A 20,250-nucleotide genomic window follows, 5' to 3' on the forward strand; every position below is an offset into this window, starting at 1 on the left:
AAATGCAAGCTTCTAGTAAACAAATAGGTTTAAAGGCTGCTGATCAAATCCCGGCCTTATTAGCTTATTGGGATAAAAACGAAATTTGCCGATTTGCCAATCTCGCCTACTTAGAATGGTATGGAAAGTCCCAAGAGGTGATGATAGATAAAATGTCTAAGCAGGAATTACTCGGGCCAAAATATGGCTTGCATTATCCCTATATCAGGGAAGTGCTAAAAGGAAACATACAAAGTTTCGATATGGAAGTGGGTATGCCTAATGGAGAATTGAAGTATTCTCATGCCACCTATACGCCCGATATTGAAAATGGAAATGTCATTGGGTTTACAGCACTTATTGCTGATATAACAATCCGCAAACAATTGGAAATCTCCAATGCTAAATCAGAAAAGTTATTTTCCAATCTTTTGGAATCTGCTCCTGATGCCATTGTAATAATCAATAGCTCTGGAACAATTCAACTGGCAAATCACCAAGCCACAGCCATCTTTGGCTATTCAAAAACAGAGCTACTGAGAAAAGGCATGGAGCTTTTAATTCAAGATGAATATAGAGCTGAAAACAATTTACAAATTGAAAAATATTTTAATCCTTCCACTGTCAAGTCGATAGAAAAAGACCTCAATTTCTATGGGATACGAAAAAATGGAGAAAAATTTCGTGCAGAGATGAGTCTGAGCCCTACCCAATCTGAAGACGGCATCCTTCTAATGGCTTCAATCCGGGACATTACAGCTAGGGTAAAAATGGAAACAGAGTTGGCAGAAAGCAACAAGCGAAATAGCATTTTCATTCAACAGGCGCCCAATGCCATTGCCATGTTTGATAAGGAAATGCGTTACATGGCAGCCTCCCAAAAATGGATTGAAGATTATGGATTAAAGGACAGGGAAATTGTGGGTCATTCTCACTATGTAATTTTTCCCGAAATTGGAGACGAGTGGAAACAAAAGCATCAACGCTGCTTAAAGGGAGAAATTAACCAATGCGATGAAGCTCCTTTTGAACGAGCAGATGGCTCCACACAATGGCTTACATGGGATGTGCGCCCATGGTATGTATCAGAAGACCATATTGGCGGACTGCTTATGTATACCGCAGACATTACGGCTATAAAAGAAAAAGAACAGGAAAAACAGCGGATAGAAGAAATACTAGAAACCACAAATACCATCGCTAGGATTGGTACCTGGGAAATGAATTTAAGACAAGAAAAATTACTATGGAGTAGCATAACAAGGGAGATCCATGAAGTGCAGGAGGACTTTGTACCCGACTTGGCAACCGGCATTAACTTTTATAAGGAAGGGAAAACCCGTGACTTAATATCTAAAGCGGTATCAGAGGCAATAGAAAAAGGTACTCCCTTTGATTTAGAACTTGAGCTAGTGACTGCCAAAGGCAATCCTGTATGGGTACGTTCCATAGGCCAGGCCGCCTTTGTCAACGGGAAATGCCAACGTGTCTACGGCATCTTTCAAGACATCAGTTCAATCAAAAATGCCGAAATCAATTTAAACCGCGCCAATGAGGAATTGAAGGTAATCCTCAATTCTGAATCAGTCTCCATCATCGGTACTGATACAGCTGGTTTGATCACCCATTTTAACAAGGGCGCAGCCAAAATGCTTCAGTATTCTTCATCAGAAATGATTGGAAAGCAGTCTCCAGCAACCATTCATGTCCATGAAGAAGTAGTAAATATTGGAGCCAAATTATCTGCTCAACTGGGTCACCCTATAAGTGGATTTGATATTTTTGCAGCCTGTGCTAAAAATAAAGCCTTCAACACACTTGAGTGGACCTACGTCAGAAAAGATGGCTCAAAGCTCATCGTCCTTCTGGTAATCACTCCGCTAAAGGATGCTCATGGCGGAACGTATGGTTATTTAGGAATGGCTACAGATATAAGTGAACGTGTTGAAAATCAGCAAAAACTAAAGGAGGCCAAGGAAAATCTGGAAATATTGGCAGAAAAGCTTACCTCTCAGAATACGCAACTCGCCAACTTTGCCCATATCGCCTCTCATAATTTACGGGCACCAGCGAGCAATTTGAATGCCCTCCTACAACATTACAATTCCAGTGATGATCCAGAATTGAAAGATGCCATCATCGGCAATTTTGAAACCGTAAGCAATCACTTGTCTAGCACACTTGACACCTTGGTGGATACACTAAAGATTCAAGACGAAGGTTCCAAAAACATGGAAATTTTGTATTTTGAAGAAATTTTAGCCAAAACCAAAGAAATATTAGTTGCCCATATAAGGGAATCGGAGGTTCAAATAATTGCTGACTTTTCTAAAGCACCTAAAATTACCTTCAATAAAATATTTTTAGAAAGTGTATTTTTAAACCTTGTTGGCAACGCTATTAAGTATCGGTCTCCAGACAGAAAACCAATTATTGAATTGAAGACGGAGTACAGTTATAATCGAATAATACTAACAATTGCTGACAATGGATTAGGAATAGACTTAAAACAACACGGCAAAAATCTATTTGGGCTAAACAAAACCTTTCACAAGCATCCTGAGGCTAAAGGAATTGGCCTATTCCTTACAAAAAATCACATTGAAGCAATGGGAGGAGCCATCACTGTAAGAAGTGAAGTTGGTAAAGGCACCACTTTTATTGTCAAATTCTAAGACTTCGACTCGGATCAGACACCGGATTTAGATATGTCAATGGAATATGCCCATGCCGATGGTCAATTTCTTCCTCCCTATATGCATTTGGATGAATTGAATAAGGATTGGGAAGCGGTGAAGGGTTTGATGCCTTTACTTAGAGATTTGCAACAAGTGGAAAGCAACCTGAATGACACCGTAATGATGGCAGGATCTGAAGCCTATGTGGGAGCGCTTAGCTACTACAACTCCGTGAAATATGGTGCCAAAGTAAATGTAGCGGATGCCAAAGTGATCCATGAAGACCTCAAACAGCGCTTTTTAAGAGCCAAATATGGTCCAACCGATGAAACAAATAACTAAACATTAAAATATGCTTGCGTCACCCAAAACAAATTGAGGGGTACAGTCAATAACTATTGAGCTGTACCCTGTTTTTTTGGACCTGACTTTTTATTCCTGTTGCTTTATATCCTTATTTCGCCTATCCAAATAGCCAATATTGTATAATAATGGTCGAATTGTGTAGTTCTACCAATGAATTTTGTCCCTTTTTGGTCGAATTGCCGAGCTCTGAAGTCGAATGAGCTGCCAAAAAGGCGGAATTTTCCGGATAAAACATTGAAAACCCCACCTCAAAGCTCGAATTTTGAAGCTTATAACTGCAATGAGTACCCTCGAAGGTACCCTTCTCTACTTTGGGATACCAATTTTCTCACCCATACCCTTAAATTTCCGGCAATTATGTCCTATTTTCGACGTTTAGACCAGACTGATGTCCCTTTTTGGTCGAATTTTCGATGTTTTAGGTCGAAAATTTGAGTTCAAAGGTGGAAAATTCGAGCTAAAAGGTCCAATGTTGTCAGTTTTGGGCACCTACCCCCTATTTCTTGTCAGAAATTGGCGTTACGAAGGTATAAGGGTAGGTTCCGAGGTGCCTTATAAGCCTCTGAGGCACTCAACAAAACCTACCCAATTCGCAAACTAGGACTTCAACGGAATCTTGTGTCCAATTCCGATCGAGCGAGCCTACCTTGAATCAAAACCTTAATTGTATAACCTTTGCTAATTTATTATGCACTAGGTTTTGGAAATGATTTCACTGGCTGTTTCTAAAAATACTTCACAGGTATAAGATTAGTTGCCTATGTAATCAACTGTCTTATTATAATTGTAATATACCATAGAAAGATTCGCAGGGGCTTCCGAATAGGGAAGAATCAAACATTTAATATTTATGGGATATTAGCCGTTGGTTGATACATTTTCATCCTTTACATACTCCAAAATATCACTTGGCTGACAGTCCAATGCTTTACAAATAGCTTCTAAGGTACTAAAACGAATAGCTTTCGCCTTACCTGTCTTTAAGATAGAAAGGTTAGATAAGGTTAGATTAACCCTTTCAGAAAGTTCATTGAGAGAAACTTTACGCTTGGCCATTATCACATCTAAATTTACAATAATTGGCATAGCTTAAATTGTCAAGTCATTTTCGGATTTCATATCAATGGCATTTTGCAATAGTTTTTGAAATATTGCCGCTGTGGTAGCAATGACTATTGCTGCAAAAGTAGTTACAATGCATATGGCGAGAAAGCCCGCTGGGTCGTCCTCTATATTATGAGATATTCTTATGAATAAACCTGCTGCTACAATTAATGCACTTATTGCAATGGCACAATGCTTAATACGCTTTAAAGCATTAACAGCGTTTGATGAAAACACATTATTTTGTCCGATGTATCCTAGTAATCTGAAAGCCTGGTAAAGTGCAATAAAAAAGAGGATTGATACAGCATATCCATACAAAATGAACGAGTCAAAATATATGTTAAACAAATCTAAATTAGTGGCTCTTCCTTCGGTTAAGGGAAACCAAATCAAAATGGCAAGTGCCACAATTCCGATAAGCAATAGGACTGCCTTAAGGAATATTATTGAATATTTATTCATAATGAGTTTACGAAATTTAATTATTATCAACAAAAGTAATAAATATTTATTGATAAACAATAATTATTTATTGCAAAGATGAAATATCAAAAACTCCAACTGGTCTAAGCTTAGCGAAGCGTAACTTAGACCTAATATTCTGAAAGTTTCCAACTTTCATTTAATAACCTAGTAACCCTCACAAACAAATTGATAAATTCAACCCCCTCAATAGTAATGGCTTCAGCCCATTTATTAAAAGACAATGTCATTTCACCCGGCTTTAGCCAAAATTTAGAGCGCAAATAGAACGCTTTTAAATTATGGGGAACCTTGGGTTAGGCTTCAAAATTATTTAATGTCTTCGCGTAAAACATTGGGCTGAAGCCCTCAGACGACATCTACCAATTTAATCCCCCAGCTGAAGCAGGGGACTATTGAGTTACGGGAATCGATTCGATAGGAATGGAATACATTAGGCCTTTTCGAGTTTATATTATAAATGAAAACACATCAATGGCCATTTATAATAGCGTTGTGAAATTTTTATATTCAGATTAAAATCTATAACCTACACCTATTGCACGACGATTAATGATATTGTGGTCTGTTTTATCAGCATTAAATAAATTTCCTCCCATTCCAAATAAAGCCTCAAATGAAATTCTATTTTTGATTACCCATTTGTACCCAACACTTAAACCAAGTGATAAATCTATTACATCAGGGCCTTCATTAACAGTTAAACCACCATTATTATCAGTTAATTGTTTACCATCAATTGAACCTAAAGTAGCAAATCCTTCAGTAAAAAAACCTGATGCATAATGTTTACCAAAGTATCTCCTATAAAAAGGAGATATTTGATAATTTACATCCTCATCGAACTTTTGGTTAAAAGAATACAATCCAATTATTCCCCATGATGACGCGCTATTTAAATTTCTTTCGTAAGTTCCTTCAAATAGTCCAAGAACTGTGAAATAGACATTAATTTTGAGTTCATTTTTCCTTTCCAAAAGTTTAGGAATTGTTCCGCTTTGACTTTGCCCTTTAACAACAATAATTGAAAATAGCATCACCATTATTAAAAAATTTTTCTTCATGAATTGCAAGTTGGAATCGTTCTTATAAGACTTAAATTTAAATATCCATTAACAATAAATCCTACTAAATTAAAAGTTTTGTATACCTTAACCCATACTTTATAAGCCAAATTGCCAACACAATCTCTTGTAATAATAGAGGAATTGTCATAACTATATACTCAATGGAAATGACATCAATTAGTTGAAATAAAATTAAAAAGCTTGCCACTATTATTACTACATTTCCTGCTAGGCCCCATATTGACAACCATATAGGTGTATTTTTTTCTTTATAAAGTATACTGTAAAACAGAAGGTTTCCTAACCCTGTCGCTACTATTACCCCTAAATGATTAATTAAATCTCTAAAAACCTTTAATATTTCGCCAACTGTTTCAAAAAAAATTAAATTACTATTGATTCCCAATGAGTATTTTTCACTTAAAAAGATAAATGCTGGTAATAATATAATCCCTAATAACTGAAAAGCTCCAGCCATAAATCGAAACCCAACAAACCCAATAGAAAGAACCCTATTGCTTTGGTTTATTAGGGGATACATCAGTAATGAGAAACCTATATATATTGGAATTAGAAGAAACTGAAAAAATGCTGCAATTAAAACCTTGGTTTTATTTATATATACAATTTCAAGATAATTTTCACTTTCGACAGCAGGAGTAACACTTAAAATACCTGCAATTATTCCAATAAAGATTAGAGTTCCTGCTAATTTTGAAATTTGTTTACTTTCCATATACTACAAAAGTAGATGGATGCAATTTTTATTTCATTGACTAAAGTTAAGAAATTACTTTTTTATCAAATATTCTCTTTCTTATTCTGCTCAACGATTCTGGTTTTACACCTAAATAACTAGCAATCTGATGTTGAGGAGCACGCTGAATTAATTCTGGTCTCGTTTTCAACATATTTAGGTATCTTTCCTCTGGATTAGATGTTTTAAATTTGGCAAAGGAGTCTTGATTTTTAGCCATTATTATTTCAGCAATTACTCTGGATAAAGATTCTAATTGTGGGTATTTTTGAAATGTTTCTTCTTCCAATTTAGGATTACCTACACTGACGATGACATCTTCGATACATTCCAAATAATAATTTGACGGCGTAGATTTCCCGTAGTTAGATGGTGTAACTACCTGTTCTTCTGTATAAAATTCAACAGTCTTTTCTTCACCCTTTTCAATTATATAGCTTCTTACACAACCTTTTAGCAAAAAATAACATTCAGTTGAAACATCTCCTTCACTAAGTAGCATTGTCCCTTTATTAAAGCTTTTAATAAAAGTATTTTCAGTAATTGCATTTTCTAACTCATTAGTGATTTTAGTATATTTTGAAAGGTACTTTAATATTTCTTTTTTCACGATTAAATAGGTTTTTGCAACAATTCTATTCCCATATATTAGCATAGGAGTTGCGTATATCCATACAATTCAGCACGCTCCTTAGCTTAAATTCCTTCGTCAAATTAAGCATTTCGGAAGAAAATAATCCTCGAACAAACAAAAAATTTTGCCTACATAGTACAGCTTAAGTTGGGGGCTATTAATATTCCAAATCAATTCCATTGGAAATATTCATACATTTTAAATTGTCAGGTATATTCTTGAATTATTTGATGAATCCTTCTCAATAGAAATGGGCTGAAGTCCATTTATTAATGGGCATCATTACATCCCGGTTTTAGCAGAGATTTTGGAGCGCAAATTGAACGCCTTATAATTATGGGGAACCTTTGGTTATGCTGCTAAATTATTTAATGACTCTCCGGGAGTATCTTTGGGCTAAAGCCCCGAAAACATGCAAATACCTTTTGACCCCCAGCTGAAGCTGAGGGCTATTGAGTTACGGGGATCGATTCGATCGGAAATGGAATACATAAGGCCATTTTCGGGCTATCCCACAACTTGTCTAAGTTTAGCGAAGCGTAACTTAGACCTATAATAATGAAAGTTTCCAACTTTCATTTAATAGCCCAGCATTCCCCCCACACAAATTGATTAAATAAACAAATTCAATACGAATGGGCTTCGGTCCATTTACCAAAGTAAATACCATTTTACCCGGCTTTAGCAAAATATAAGAGAGAAAATGGGTCATTTATATCCATACTTTTGCCCAAATATCGGGTATGTCAACATAAGACTTCGACTCCGCTCAGGCACCAGACTTCGACTCCGCTGGCTTCGACAGGCTCAGCCACTGGAGTTAGTTGGGAAAAGCCATCCATAAAACCTAGGCAGAAGAGATTCCCTATAAATTTTAATTATGAGAATTTATTTATAATTTGCATCATTGTTGCACATGAAACTAAATTGCATATATGGAAGCGATTGAAATTTTAAACTACCATAAGTTAAAAAGAACAAGCTGTCGAGAAGGAATCCTTGAGGTGATGATGGGCTCAAAACAGGCTTTATCTGAAAGCGAGATCAGGGAAAACTTTAGTGGAAGTTATGACCGAACCACCTTTTACAGGTCATTTAAAACGCTTGAAGCCAATAGAATAATTCATAAAATAGTAATTGACAACCTATTTGTCAAATACGCTTTAGGAAATGCCTTAAATCCCAAGAAAATGCATGCCCATTTCTATTGCAATGATTGCAACGCAGTAGAATGTCTAAATAATACACCCATAAATACTCATCCATTACCCAAGGGGTACACCTGCTCCGACACTGAATTAATTATCAAAGGTTTATGCGCCAAATGCAACCAGTAAAATGAAGAAAATTTTAATTCTAATGTTGGCCTTGAACTCGATTATTGGTCATGCATTCAGTCAATCAAATCAGGAATTGAAAGGAACCGTCACCAATGAGAAAAACAAACCATTAAAGGGAGCCCTTATTAAACTTGTTCAGCTGAATAAAGGTGCCATAACCGACGTAAATGGGGAGTTTATAATTTTAGGCCTTCAAAAAGGCCATTTTGACATTAACATTAGTTTTCTGGGTTATGAAAGCCTTACAAAAAGTGTATCCCTGCCCACAAACAGCCCAATTAAGTTCATTTTAAGTAAAATACCCATAAGCCTTGATGAGGTCACCGTCACTGATAATTATGCAGAAAACAGGAAAAAAGAAGAATCCTTGGCCATTGAAATTGTAAATGAAGACTATCTTAAACAAAACCTTGGTGGAAGCCTGATGAAATCCCTTGAAAGGTTACCTGGGATTTCTACCATTGATATCGGATCCGGCCAGTCAAAACCTGTAATCAGGGGACTGGGCTTTAACCGAGTGGTGGTGGTGGAAAACAATATTAAACATGAAGCACAGCAATGGGGAGCAGATCACGGTCTTGAAATCGACCAGTATGCTGTAGACAATGTTGAGATTATAAAGGGACCTGCTTCTCTTATGTATGGCTCTGATGCCATAGGTGGTGTCATTGACATGAAAAATAAAAAACTGCCGGAGAAAGATTCTTTTGGCGGCACCATCGATATTTCTGGGAAAACGAACAATGATTTTATAGGCACGTCTGTTTCTGTGGCTGGAAGAAAGGAATGGTTTTTTGCCTCAATCACTGCGACCCTGCTGGACTATGGGGACTTTAAAGTGCCTACTGACAGTGTAGACATTTACAATTACCGCGCTGCATTGCACAATAATTATTTAAGAAATACGGCAGGGAAAGAGCAAAATTTTCACCTTTCATTCGGACTCGTTAAAGATAAGGTCCAAAGCAGGTTTTATCTCAGCAATGTGAACAGCAAAAGTGGTTTTTTTGCCAATGCTCATGGATTAGAACCAAGGAATGTAGACACAGATGTACATGACCACTCAAACAGAGATATCCATTATCCCTACCAAAAAGTAAATCACTTTAAAGTGATCAATACCACAACCTTGTGGCAAGAAAAATCCAGGCTTGAAATAGACCTTGGTTACCAGCGAAACCATAGAGAAGAGTGGAGCCAATATGTACAACATGGCTATATGCCAGCCATTTTTCCCGACACATTGGATTTTAACATGGACCTGGAGCGTAAATTTATTAAAGACATCTATGCTGCAAATGTCAAATTTTTCTATCAAGCCACAGGTAAAACGCAACTAAATTCCGGGATCAACAGTGAATTTAAAGATAATAAAATTAACGGCCGAGGGTTTATTATCCCGGCCTACAATCAAGTTAATATTGGCGCTTTTGTTTTTGCCCGCCATGAACTTTCGCAAACCAAACAATTTCAGGCAGGTATAAGGTTTGATGTTGGAAGAATAAAAACCTCCTCCTATTTGGACTGGTTCCCTTCACCAATTGATAATTCAGATGACCTTGAAGGTAAATTCCTCCAAAGAGCTGCATCTTTAAACCGCACATTCTCCAATTTCACTTGGTCTTTAGGCTATAATTTAAACCCCGGAAAATGGAATTATAAAGTGAATGTGGGGAAGAGTTTCCGCATGCCCATTCCTAAAGAACTTGCCGCAAACGGTGTAAATTATCATCGCTTTAGTTATGAGGTAGGTAATCCTGATTTATCTCCAGAAATAGCTTATCAGCTAGATTTAGGAATAGCATTTAGCTCGGCGAGATTTGCCGCAGGCGCTTCTCCATTTTTAAATTACTTTTCAAACTACATCTACTTAAATCCAACATCTGGACACGACCGCCTATATGGGAATGGTAATCAGATATTTCTTTATACCCAAAGCCAGGTATTGAGATATGGAGGAGAATTTCATACCCATTATGAACTACTGAATTGGCTCCAGTTGGGCATCATAGGGGAGTATGTCTATTCGAGGCAGTTGTCTGGAGAGAAAAAAGGCTATACACTCCCATTTTCTCCACCAGCATCTGCAATTATTAATCTCAAATACCATGAGGAAACATTGGGAGGTTTAGTGAACCCCTATCTATCTGTGGATTACCGAATCACTGCTGCACAAAACAACATCGTTCCTCCCGAGGTAATTACAAAAGGATATCAGGTTTTCAACGTAGGCATGGGGGGAGAAGTAAACCTTTACAAACAAAAAGTCAATCTTTCCTTTCAGGTACAAAATCTCCTGAATAAGAAATATTTTAACCATACCAGTTATTACCGACTGATAAATGTCCCTGAACCTGGAAGAAACTTTATTGTCAATATGAACATACCCTTTTACTCAAATAAACCGCTATAAACGAAAATTTAAGCCATGAAAAAATTTAAATTATTCACCCGAAACTTCGCACAGATCAAAATGAAAACATTGAAATACATTGGCTTGTTAGCCCTGGTTTTTATTTTCTCAGTTTCTTGTGACCCGACAGAGGAAACAGATACCGAAAAACCATTAATAGACCTTTCCATAGATGATGCTTTCCCCAATAGTTGCGCCATAATGTACTTTGACGAACCTTTCAATTTTAAGGCCTATTTTTCCGATAATTTTGCTTTAGGGTCGTATAGTATTGACATACACAATAATTTTGATCACCACTCTCATAGTACCGAAGAAGATGACTGCACTCTTGATGACAAGAAAACTGCTACACACCCTTTTGTATTTATAAATGATTATGAAATTCCTGAAAACTCGTCTTCCTATGAGACAGACCTTACAATGACCATACCTTCGGCCGATGAATCTGGATTATTTCAGGAAGGGGATTACCATTTTTATATCAGCTTAACAGACAAAGAGGGCTGGTCAACTCAAAAGGGCTTAAGCGTAAAAATATTACACAAATAAGATTTGCCATTAGATTAATTAATATGCTTTTTTAAAGGAAAGTGGAGGCAACAGCTTATCCCCTTTCCTTTCTACGACTTTGTTTCAGATTATGCATTCCCCTACTATTTAGTCCTATTATCATTCTGAAAAAGCCAATTTGTTTCCTTTTTCGAATAAACACTGTAGGTGCAAAAATCATGCTTTCAAACAGTCTGATTTTCTAAGATTTATTGGGATTTCTGACTGGAAAACCCGCTGCCCAAGATGTTGAAAAATTCCTTTCTATAGGCTTTGGTTTTAAAACATCCACCAAATTCTACTGTAGTTGTAAAACTGTCTTTATCCTTAATACCCCTGGAGGAAACGCAAAGGTGTTTCCCACAAATCACCACAATCACATCTTCAGTCTCTAAAATCTCTTGCAACTCTTTAAGCAGTTGTAAAGAAAGCCTTTCCTGAACTTGTGGTCTATGGGAAAAATAATCAACCAACCTGTTGATCTTAGAAAGGCCGATAACCTTTTGTTTTGGGACATAAGCAATATGGGCGTGACCTGTAATGGGCAAAAAATGATGCTCGCATGAAGAATCAATGTTGATATTTTGTTCAACAAGCATTTTAGAATAGCCATATTTATTTGGAAAAACAGACATTTTGGGCTTGTTCGCGGGATTCAAACCATAAAAAAGCTCCTTAACATACATTTTAGCAAACCTGTAGGGTGTCCATGATAAGCTTTCATCTGTCAAGTCCAATCCTAGCTCAGCCATGATTTCTCCGAAATGCTGTGCAATATTCTTAATTTTTTCCTCGTCAGATTTATCAAAGGCATCACTTCGAAGGGGAGTCTCTGAATTGGTCATTACGTGATCATCCCCGATTATATCAAATTTTTCATTATCCATTTTTATGACAACATTTATCGGTTTCACATTTACAATATTTCAGGTTATACACATGCAAAAGTGCAAGTAGCATCGCCGAAACATAGATCATAATTTCAGGGATTAGGTACCAATTATTCTTTTCAATGAGGAGCAATGAAAAAAGCAATAACCAGCTACACCACAAAGCAGGCTTCATGAATCTTCGAGAGGTATTTAGGGAAGAACGGCTTACAGCAAGAAATGAAACAAATAGAAACAAATAGTCAAGTTTATTCCAATAGTCTGCCACCCCTAGGCAATTCTCTGTAGGACAGTTCAACAAGACAAACACCAATGGTGTAGCCATGCAGTGGACTAGGCACAAGCCACCTGCCAGGACCCCGAAGGTGTCTGAGTTTTTTAAGGATAGGTTCATTTGATAATCACTTTATGCAACACTATTGCAAATATACAAAAACACTACCTTATTGCAACACTATTGCATAAATAAATATAATAGGAATGGGCTTCAACCCATTTACCAAGGTCCATATCATTTCATCCGGCTTCAGCCAAAAACAAATTGTCACAAAACCGAAGCATAATAATTAACTCTTTAAAAACCAACTATTTTTTTTGGCACAATATGTTGTGTGACTAAAATTCTAATCGTAATATTGCAATGAGATATTATATCAATGGGTTTAACAAAATCAGATTTATTTACTTCGGAACAAAATGACTTGGCACTAGTGGCGAAGGCATTTGCTCATCCTGCCCGGGTAGCAATCATTCATTTCTTGCTAAAAACAAATGCCTGCGTCAATGGAGACTTGGTACAGGAACTCGGACTGGCTCAACCTACTGTTAGTCAACACCTCAGAGAACTGAAAGATATTGGCATTATTCAGGGAACTATTGAAGGACCAAGAGTGAGTTATTGCATCAATCCTGTGAAATGGAATGAAATCAAGATTATGTTTAACGACACCTTCGACCAGTTTAAAGACCCATTATTAGGGAGTTGTTGTTAAAAAAAATTTACTCGTCATATCGTTATATTGCAATGATATAATGAGCCTTTGAATAGAAAGTACAATAAAATTTAAGGAAGTTTTAAAGAATTAGAAATCAACACCATCCAACCAAACCAATGAAGATGCAAATCTAACTTTTATTTGCACTCACAATAGCCGAAGAAGTCACATGAGTCAGATTTGGGCAAGCACCGCTGCCAATTACTATGGTGTAGCGGATGGAGTAAATACTTTCTCTGGGGGAACTGAAGCCACAGCTTTTAATTCAAGAGCAGTTGCAGCCATGGAACGAGCGGGTTTTAAAGTAAACAATCCAGGCGGAGACAATCCTCGCTATCAGGTGACATTTGCCGATAATGGTACTTCTTTGGAATGTTATTCTAAAATATACGACGATCCAGCCAATGCCAACGAGAATTTTGCAGCAGTGATGACCTGCTCAGAGGCGGATAAAAATTGTCCTTTTATTCCAGGAGCCTCTTTAAGGGTACCTATCCCTTATGAAGACCCGAAGATTGCAGATGATACAGAACAAGAAGCTTCCAAATATGACGAAAGGTGCATGCAGATAGCAACTGAAATGTTTTATCTCATGTCACAAGTCAACGCTTAAAAGTAAATCCGAATGAAAAAATCTCTGATACTTTTACTGCTTTTGCTTACAGGTACCCAAGTGCATGCTCAATCTGTCTTTGATCAATTGAATGGATGGGTTTGGAAAGATTATTCGTTCACTATTTTTGGCATTGAATCGTACCATGAAGTCACTTTTTGTGTCATTGATTTCACCCTATCAGGCTGCTCATCAGCAAGATTATTTTGCTCTCCTCCATCCCCTATTATATGGTACAATTCAGGCCTTCCCCCGTCATAATCGCACAAAAGTTTCCATTCTCCTTCACGTACTGCCAAGTCAGGGAGGTTCTCGAATCCATAATAATTTTTCCTATCTGGTGGCCGGCTATAGAAGATCGGAGATTTACGGGATAGATTGGATTCCCCAAGGATAGTTCCTATTAAGTTTTCACCATCCGAAACCTCATTTTCAGAAGCTTTTGCTCCAGCAAACTCAAGTAAAGAAGGTTTTAAATCAATGGCAGAAAAAACCGATTCACCGTTTCGTTTTCCTTTTGATGCTTCATTTACAAAAGTGGAGCCCCACACGATTAAAGAAGAACGAATACCGCCTTCATACAAATGGGTTTTATAACCTTTCAAGTCTCCGGCACTTCCAGCCCCAAGTTCCGGACCATTGTCAGAACAAAATAAGATTAAAGTATTGTCTCGCAAGGCTTCATCGTTCTGGATATAATTGAATAGTTTACCAAACTGCTTATCCATTTGTTCCAAAACAGCATGGTACAAATCTCTTTTACTGGCTTCTTTGGTAAGGTTATACTCTTTAAATGAAGGCCAAAATGGACTGTGTACATCATCTGGCCAGACATTAACATAAAATGGTTTTTCTTCATTCTGCGCTTTATCCATAAAGTCTATTGCGGCATCAATAAATCCAGTGGTGATTTCAGACCGTTGCATCCAAGTAACAGGTTCGCCTAGTATTTCAGCCTGTTCCCAAATTTTCCCAACTTTCCCTGTTTCATCCATGGTAAGAGGGAGCAACTTTGCTCCCAATCCTTCAAAATTGGTTAAGGATTCGTCAAAACCATATTCTGTGATGGCCGGAGCTTCATTGACATCCCTTTGTCCTCCCATGTGCCATTTCCCAAAATGGCCGGTGGCATAGCCTACCTTTTTTAGTCCTCTAGCCAGCATCGGCGCTGCGGGATCCAGCCAGTTTGCAATTCCTCGCTCAGCATTGACTTCCCTATAGGCCAAATAGGAGGTAATGTTCCATCTTTGGGGATAAGTACCTGTAGAAATGGCTACCCGTGAGGGCGAACAAATTGGTGAATTCACATAAAATTGATCGAAACGAATTCCTTCTGAAGCCAGTTTATCGATATTAGGCGTTTGGGCATCCAAATTTCCGAAACTAGACAAATCCCCATAACCCATATCATCGATAAATATTAAAATGATATTTGGTTTTTTGTCCGTTTTAGGTGTGGCGCATCCACAAAAAAGTGTCAGAATAAAAATGGCTATCTGATTGGGTGTTTTTTTCATTTGTGTTCTATTCAAATTACTAAAGTAGGTTCTATGTGCATAGCCTCATTGTAGTAAATATGTAAGATAGGGGTCAAATTTATGGCAATAATTCTCACATTTCAAATTAAGGATTCCGGTTGAAAAAAATAGTAGAGAACGCAAATTATTTTTTAAAACCTCCTCAATAGGAATGGGCTTCAGCCCATTTACAAAAGACGAAATAATTTATCACGGCTTTAGCCAAATTCTGGACAGGAAATGGACGATTAATTAAATTTACCAACAACCTACCTTTAGGGACTAATTGTTCTTTTTAACCTTTTAAGGTGAATGTTTGGGCTAAAGCCCCGTAAATTAACACCTATATATTTACCCCCAGCTGAAGCTGGGGGCTATTGAAAATGCGGAATCATCATGATTGAAAAAAATAAATGATTTGCAATTGTCAGGAAATTTCGGAATTATTTAACGAAACCATCTCAATAGGAATGGGCTTCAGCCCATTTACAAAAGACGAAATAATTTATCACGGCTTTAGCCAAAATTAATCTGGATCAAGGGAAAAACTAACCTACCAACTTAAATTACAGCATTTTATAAATTTATTTCACTTAAAGAAGACATGAAAATTATTAAGAAATCATTAAATTAGACCTTGAACCAATAAGAATTACTCATGTCTTTTGTTAAGGTTTATATTCATTTTGTTTGGAGTACTAAAAACCGAGTTCCATTTTTAAGTTCCAAAGAATTGAGAACTAAGGTATGGACCCACATAAAAGAAAACGCTAATAAGAAAGGGGTTTTTATCGATCACATAAATGGATATTCAGAACATTGTCATTGTTTGGTTTCTCTTGGAGTCGATCAAACCATTCAAAAAGTAGTGCAATTGATAAAAGGAGAATCTTCTTTTTGGATCAACAAAAACAAACTTACCCTAGAAAAATTTGAATGGCAGGATGAATATTTAGCTGCATCTATTTCAGAATCCGGGGTAATAAAAGTCAGAGATTACATTAGAAACCAAGAAATGCATCATAAAGACAAAACTTTTGAGGAAGAATATTTAGCGTTTATTAAAAAATATAATTTTGAGGAAATGAAGGATTGAGGTTGGGCTAAAGCCCTAAACATGATATTCTATTATAATCCCCCAGCTGAAGCTGGGGGCTATTGAAAATGCGGAATCATCACGATTGAAAAAAATAAATGTTTTGCTAATTGTCAGGAAATTTCAGAATTATTTAACGAAACCATCTCAATAGGAATGGGCTGAAGCCCATTTATAAAAGACGAAATAATTTATCACGGCTTTAGCCAAATTCTGGACAGGGGTTGGCCGATTAATTAAATATACCATTAACCTACCTTTAGGGCCTAAAGTTGCTTCCTATTGGAACTGAAAAGGATAAACCTTATATTTATTCACATAGTAACAAGTGGAGATTTGGATTTCGGTAGGACGGAATGCTAAAGAAAGCTTATCAATATAAAAACGTCAATTATTCATTTTAATCTTTTTTGTAATTGTCGAGGCCATCCTCTGCTTTATAAAAACTACCTTATGAAGATCAATAACCTAAAATCAAGGCCAGAAATCAGTAACAAACCCAAAGTTCAGAAGCATTATTCTCAATTTGAAGCATTGATAGAAGAACTCCGAAAAAATGAATTGCCTGAAAAAGTAATTGATTCTATCAATACCTCCATTGATGAAATAAACGCTGTTTCGGAAAAAGAATTACATAGCAAGACAAAAAAGCAACAGGCCAAAATTATTACCCTAATTGAAAAAGAACTAAAAATTGTCCCTAAAAACCACTATCGAAACACTTGGATGGCCGTCGGAATAGCAGCTTTTGGTATTCCTTTGGGAGCTGCTTTTGGGGCTAGTCTAGGAAACATGGGGTTTATAGGAATTGGTATCCCCATAGGTATGGCCATTGGGCTTGCTATAGGAACAGGCATGGATAAAAAGGCTTTTGAGGAAGGCCGCCAACTCGATTTAGAATTAAAGTTTTAATGCTATCCGAATGGGTTTTGCTCATTTTTTAATTCCTCCTTGAAACAAGCTAAACAAATTATTCTTAGCCACATGCACTTTGTTTGTTAGAAATTTTTAATTTATATTAACATTCTAAGCGCAACTCGTAATCACCTAAATTAAAATTTACATAAAGAATTTTTATACAGTACACATTTTTTTTAAAGTGGGAAGATTAATCGAATCAAAATTTAAAAAATAGGAAGTGTTCAATTAACGTAACCTTTTTGGTCTAATCCTACTTTTTAAATAAACCCGCAAAACTGAGTTGGCTTAAGTTTAATATGCATTTTTAAAGTGGACAATAATGCGTTTTTTGAAATTTTAATGTTTGAATAAATCATTTTCAAGGACAAATGCAATGTCCAGGTCATTTAAGACATTATGGCCTTTAAAGCGCAATTCATTGCATTTTCTATAATTTTTGGCGCAAGAATTTGAAAAGATGAGGGGATTGAATCGTGTAAAAATCCGAAAATTTTTTAAGGCACTTTTATATTCTAGAAGGATATTGGCGCGCCATTATTCCTTAAAAAGGATAAAATACCATGACTTTTCAATTATTTCAGACAATTGTTGGGGAAGGGAGTTAAATAAATTCCTAGACCTACCTAATTTAACACCGACAGTTGGGATTGGTATTGAAAAAGATTACTTGGATTTTATCGAAAATTTAAATAATGTAAACGCCCATGAGGTATTGGAATTAGACACAATTCATTGCGAGCAAATTACTGGGACAATATACCCTGTTGGACGTACTCCATATGCCAAAATTCATTTTCTACATTATCCAAGGTTTGATTTGGCCCAAAGGTTATTTCGAATACGACACAAAAATATTAACAGGAAAAGGGTTTTTTACAAAATAGATTTTGACTACTATTATTGTCGCACTCCTAAAGACATCCAAAGGTGGAATAAAATGAAATTACCCAATAGTGTGGCTTTTTATTCCGATGACACACTTAAATTTTATTCAGGTGAAATTCACAATGGCGTTTACATTAACAAGAAAAACATACCTGAAAACAATTATATTTTCGGTTATACGCAAAAATATTTTGACTATATTAAATGGCTTAATACAGGGATTCCCAGCAGTAATTTTAAATATCGCATGCTAAATTATATTTTATTAGATGACAGTACTAATCTCAGATTCATACATTTTACGAAATCTCTTTTAAAAGCTTTAACCTGGAAATCAAAAAATTAAAACCCTTTAGTAAACAATTTTATAATCTAACTAAAAATAACCCAATAAAAAGTGGCATCTAACAAATTGACTACAAGTATTTTTATTGCTCTCTTGTTTATTTCAATGAGTTCAATGGTTGTGGGAAAAACCATTAATAAACAAAAATTACCCACCCTTAAAGTCACAAGGGACAATATGGCTACTGTCGAGGCCTCGACCAACCATGGGAAATTCGCTTACCACCTGGACAATACAGGAAAGCTTGATGTTTCAGCTGCTTTACAGGCTATCTTCGATGAACTTGGTGCTTTAAAAGATGTCTCCGCAACCATTGCTTTTTTGCCAGGAGTCTATTTTCTGGATGCTCCGGTGGTTGTAAAACTGGCCAGTGTAAAACTAATTGGGCAGGCTCACGGAGGAATTGACGTACATGGTGCAAACATTGAAAGTGGTACAATATTCCGACTAGGTAAAAACACTGGTCCCAACTGTATCACCTTTGACTATGCGGGACGAAGCAAAGCCTTTCCCTCTGGAGAAACACCTTGGCCCAACCAAAACTTAAAAGTGGAATTGGAGAACCTTTCTTTTGTGGGTTATAACAATACCGGGGTGAATACTGCCGATGGCTATAGCCGATTCAGAAATGATGAACCCAATTTTAGAGGATTGAACTGGTATCCTGCTAAAGACAGGTACAAAGATGTGGCAGCAGAAGGACAACGGGCAATTGTATTGCCAAAGGCTCCTAAAGGAGAAGGGGTGGCAAAATGTGAGCTACTTAGGGTTACAGGCTGCTATTTTACTGAATTATATGTAGCCATTGACATTGCGGATTGCGACGTTAGTTATATTAATAAAAACTGGTTTGGACAATTGACCTACGGGATCCTATTGCATGGCAATGGCCAGGGAATGATGGCCAGTGACAATTTGTTTGCTGACTTAGAAACAGCCTTTAAATTGAATAAACCGGTATTTTCTACCTTCCACAACAATACCTTTGCCTATATAAGCAAATGCTTTGAAATTGATGAAATCCAAAGTTCTACAATTACGGGAAACGCTGTTTACAACTGGAAAATCTCCACAGGTGCAGCAGCCTATGGCTCTTTTTGCCATGTCAAAAGCTCCATGAATTTAAATGTCTCAGGAAACAGCATTGCCCAATACCTCGATAGCAGAAAGCGAAGCAAAACAATAGACTCAGAACCCAATGGACAATCTTTTATTCAGTTCGACAATGCAAAACAACTTATGTTTTCTAACAATATTGTCCATACCCTTATTAGTCAGACGGTTGTTCGCTTACACAATGCCAGTAACTGTGTGATTGTGGACAATATTATCACCTTTGCAGAGGGTGGCAATGCCGTGGCTGAAACGGGAGGCTCCAAAGACAACCTTTACCGGCCAATAGATCCAAAAAACTCAGCTCCATTTGACAAGTACAAATATTAACTTGTAACCGATAAGATTTTGTCAGCATTGTTGCAGAAAAAAAGCAACAATACCGCCAAAATCATGGTATGCCCATTGTTTTCCCAGGGGCTGACACCCCTGGCTATGATATTTCGCCCCGTATTCTAAGATTAAAGCAAGTAGAATAGTACAATTTTTAATTTTTAG

Annotated in this window: 19 protein-coding genes; 11 read left to right on the forward strand and 8 right to left on the reverse strand. The window is 36.7% G+C overall.

Going from position 1 to position 20,250, the window contains the following annotated elements; translation table 11 throughout:
• Positions 1 to 2 precede the first annotated feature (2 nt).
• Together AAC073_RS07185 and AAC073_RS07190 are read left to right on the forward strand one after the other, a co-directional pair.
• Positions 3 to 2,654 (forward strand): PAS domain S-box protein, encoded by a 2,652-nt coding sequence (locus AAC073_RS07185; protein ID WP_339923164.1) that lies wholly within the window; start codon positions 3 to 5, stop codon positions 2,652 to 2,654.
• 33 nt (positions 2,655 to 2,687) lie between these two features.
• A complete protein-coding gene (locus AAC073_RS07190) occupies positions 2,688 to 2,999 on the forward strand; it encodes a hypothetical protein (RefSeq protein ID WP_339923165.1) in 312 nt (103 codons plus the stop codon).
• Positions 3,000 to 3,881: 882 nt separating this feature from the next.
• Here AAC073_RS07190 and AAC073_RS07195 read toward each other — a convergent pair.
• The 5 genes from AAC073_RS07195 to AAC073_RS07215 all read right to left on the reverse strand — a co-directional run bounded on the left by AAC073_RS07195 (position 3,882) and on the right by AAC073_RS07215 (position 7,047).
• Entirely contained in the window at positions 3,882 to 4,109 is a 228-nt protein-coding gene (locus tag AAC073_RS07195) for a helix-turn-helix transcriptional regulator (RefSeq protein ID WP_339923166.1), read from the reverse strand.
• Positions 4,110 to 4,112: 3 nt separating this feature from the next.
• On the reverse strand, positions 4,113 to 4,592 hold the full coding sequence (locus AAC073_RS07200) for a DUF2975 domain-containing protein (RefSeq protein ID WP_339923167.1): 480 nt from the start codon (positions 4,590 to 4,592) through the stop codon (positions 4,113 to 4,115).
• Positions 4,593 to 5,128: 536 nt separating this feature from the next.
• Entirely contained in the window at positions 5,129 to 5,677 is a 549-nt protein-coding gene (locus AAC073_RS07205; RefSeq protein ID WP_339923168.1) for a DUF3575 domain-containing protein, read from the reverse strand.
• Between the two features lie 64 nt (positions 5,678 to 5,741).
• Positions 5,742 to 6,416 carry a DUF4386 domain-containing protein gene (locus tag AAC073_RS07210; protein ID WP_339923169.1) on the reverse strand — a complete coding sequence of 225 codons (675 nt, stop codon included), beginning with the start codon at positions 6,414 to 6,416 and terminating at the stop codon, positions 5,742 to 5,744.
• A 46-nt stretch (positions 6,417 to 6,462) separates the two neighbouring features.
• Positions 6,463 to 7,047: a Crp/Fnr family transcriptional regulator gene (locus tag AAC073_RS07215; protein ID WP_339923170.1), complete on the reverse strand. Its 585-nt coding sequence runs from the start codon at positions 7,045 to 7,047 to the stop codon at positions 6,463 to 6,465.
• A gap of 959 nt (positions 7,048 to 8,006) precedes the next feature.
• Here AAC073_RS07215 and AAC073_RS07220 point away from each other — a divergent pair.
• From AAC073_RS07220 to AAC073_RS07230, 3 genes are read left to right on the forward strand one after another with little or no spacing between them, the layout of a single operon-like run.
• Positions 8,007 to 8,408, forward strand: coding sequence for a transcriptional repressor (locus AAC073_RS07220; RefSeq protein WP_339923171.1), 402 nt, complete (start codon positions 8,007 to 8,009; stop codon positions 8,406 to 8,408).
• 1 nt (position 8,409) lies between these two features.
• Entirely contained in the window at positions 8,410 to 10,824 is a 2,415-nt protein-coding gene (locus tag AAC073_RS07225; RefSeq protein WP_339923172.1) for a TonB-dependent receptor, read from the forward strand.
• Positions 10,825 to 10,839: 15 nt separating this feature from the next.
• Positions 10,840 to 11,376: a DUF4625 domain-containing protein gene (locus tag AAC073_RS07230; RefSeq protein WP_339923173.1), complete on the forward strand. Its 537-nt coding sequence runs from the start codon at positions 10,840 to 10,842 to the stop codon at positions 11,374 to 11,376.
• 209 nt (positions 11,377 to 11,585) lie between these two features.
• On the opposite strand, the gene folE is transcribed toward AAC073_RS07230, so the two are convergent.
• Positions 11,586 to 12,263, reverse strand: a complete 678-nt coding sequence (folE, locus tag AAC073_RS07235; protein WP_339923174.1) for a GTP cyclohydrolase I FolE — start codon at positions 12,261 to 12,263, stop codon at positions 11,586 to 11,588.
• Positions 12,256 to 12,660: a MerC domain-containing protein gene (locus tag AAC073_RS07240; protein ID WP_339923175.1), complete on the reverse strand. Its 405-nt coding sequence runs from the start codon at positions 12,658 to 12,660 to the stop codon at positions 12,256 to 12,258. Before AAC073_RS07240 ends, folE begins: the two co-directional genes overlap by 8 nt.
• 262 nt (positions 12,661 to 12,922) lie before the next feature.
• On the opposite strand from AAC073_RS07240, the gene AAC073_RS07245 reads away from it, so the two are divergent.
• Both AAC073_RS07245 and AAC073_RS07250 read left to right on the forward strand, forming a co-directional pair.
• Complete coding sequence (locus AAC073_RS07245) at positions 12,923 to 13,258, forward strand: metalloregulator ArsR/SmtB family transcription factor (protein ID WP_339923176.1); 336 nt, start codon at positions 12,923 to 12,925, stop codon at positions 13,256 to 13,258.
• A gap of 142 nt (positions 13,259 to 13,400) precedes the next feature.
• Entirely contained in the window at positions 13,401 to 13,874 is a 474-nt protein-coding gene (locus AAC073_RS07250; protein WP_339923190.1) for a protein-tyrosine-phosphatase, read from the forward strand.
• A 110-nt stretch (positions 13,875 to 13,984) separates the two neighbouring features.
• On the opposite strand, the gene AAC073_RS07255 is transcribed toward AAC073_RS07250, so the two are convergent.
• Complete coding sequence (locus tag AAC073_RS07255; protein WP_339923177.1) at positions 13,985 to 15,391, reverse strand: sulfatase-like hydrolase/transferase; 1,407 nt, start codon at positions 15,389 to 15,391, stop codon at positions 13,985 to 13,987.
• Between the two features lie 658 nt (positions 15,392 to 16,049).
• Between AAC073_RS07255 and tnpA the strand changes: the two genes are divergently transcribed.
• From tnpA to AAC073_RS07275, 4 genes are all read left to right on the forward strand, one after another.
• On the forward strand, positions 16,050 to 16,487 hold the full coding sequence (gene tnpA, locus AAC073_RS07260) for an IS200/IS605 family transposase (RefSeq protein ID WP_339923178.1): 438 nt from the start codon (positions 16,050 to 16,052) through the stop codon (positions 16,485 to 16,487).
• A 453-nt stretch (positions 16,488 to 16,940) separates the two neighbouring features.
• Positions 16,941 to 17,399, forward strand: coding sequence for a hypothetical protein (locus tag AAC073_RS07265; protein WP_339923179.1), 459 nt, complete (start codon positions 16,941 to 16,943; stop codon positions 17,397 to 17,399).
• Between the two features lie 475 nt (positions 17,400 to 17,874).
• Complete coding sequence (locus AAC073_RS07270) at positions 17,875 to 18,639, forward strand: DUF1919 domain-containing protein (protein ID WP_339923180.1); 765 nt, start codon at positions 17,875 to 17,877, stop codon at positions 18,637 to 18,639.
• A gap of 51 nt (positions 18,640 to 18,690) precedes the next feature.
• Positions 18,691 to 20,082, forward strand: coding sequence for a NosD domain-containing protein (locus AAC073_RS07275; protein ID WP_339923181.1), 1,392 nt, complete (start codon positions 18,691 to 18,693; stop codon positions 20,080 to 20,082).
• The last annotated feature ends 168 nt before the right edge of the window (positions 20,083 to 20,250 follow it).

The sequence above is a fragment of the uncultured Cyclobacterium sp. genome (genome assembly GCF_963977555.1).
In the GTDB taxonomy this organism is placed as follows: domain Bacteria; phylum Bacteroidota; class Bacteroidia; order Cytophagales; family Cyclobacteriaceae; genus Cyclobacterium.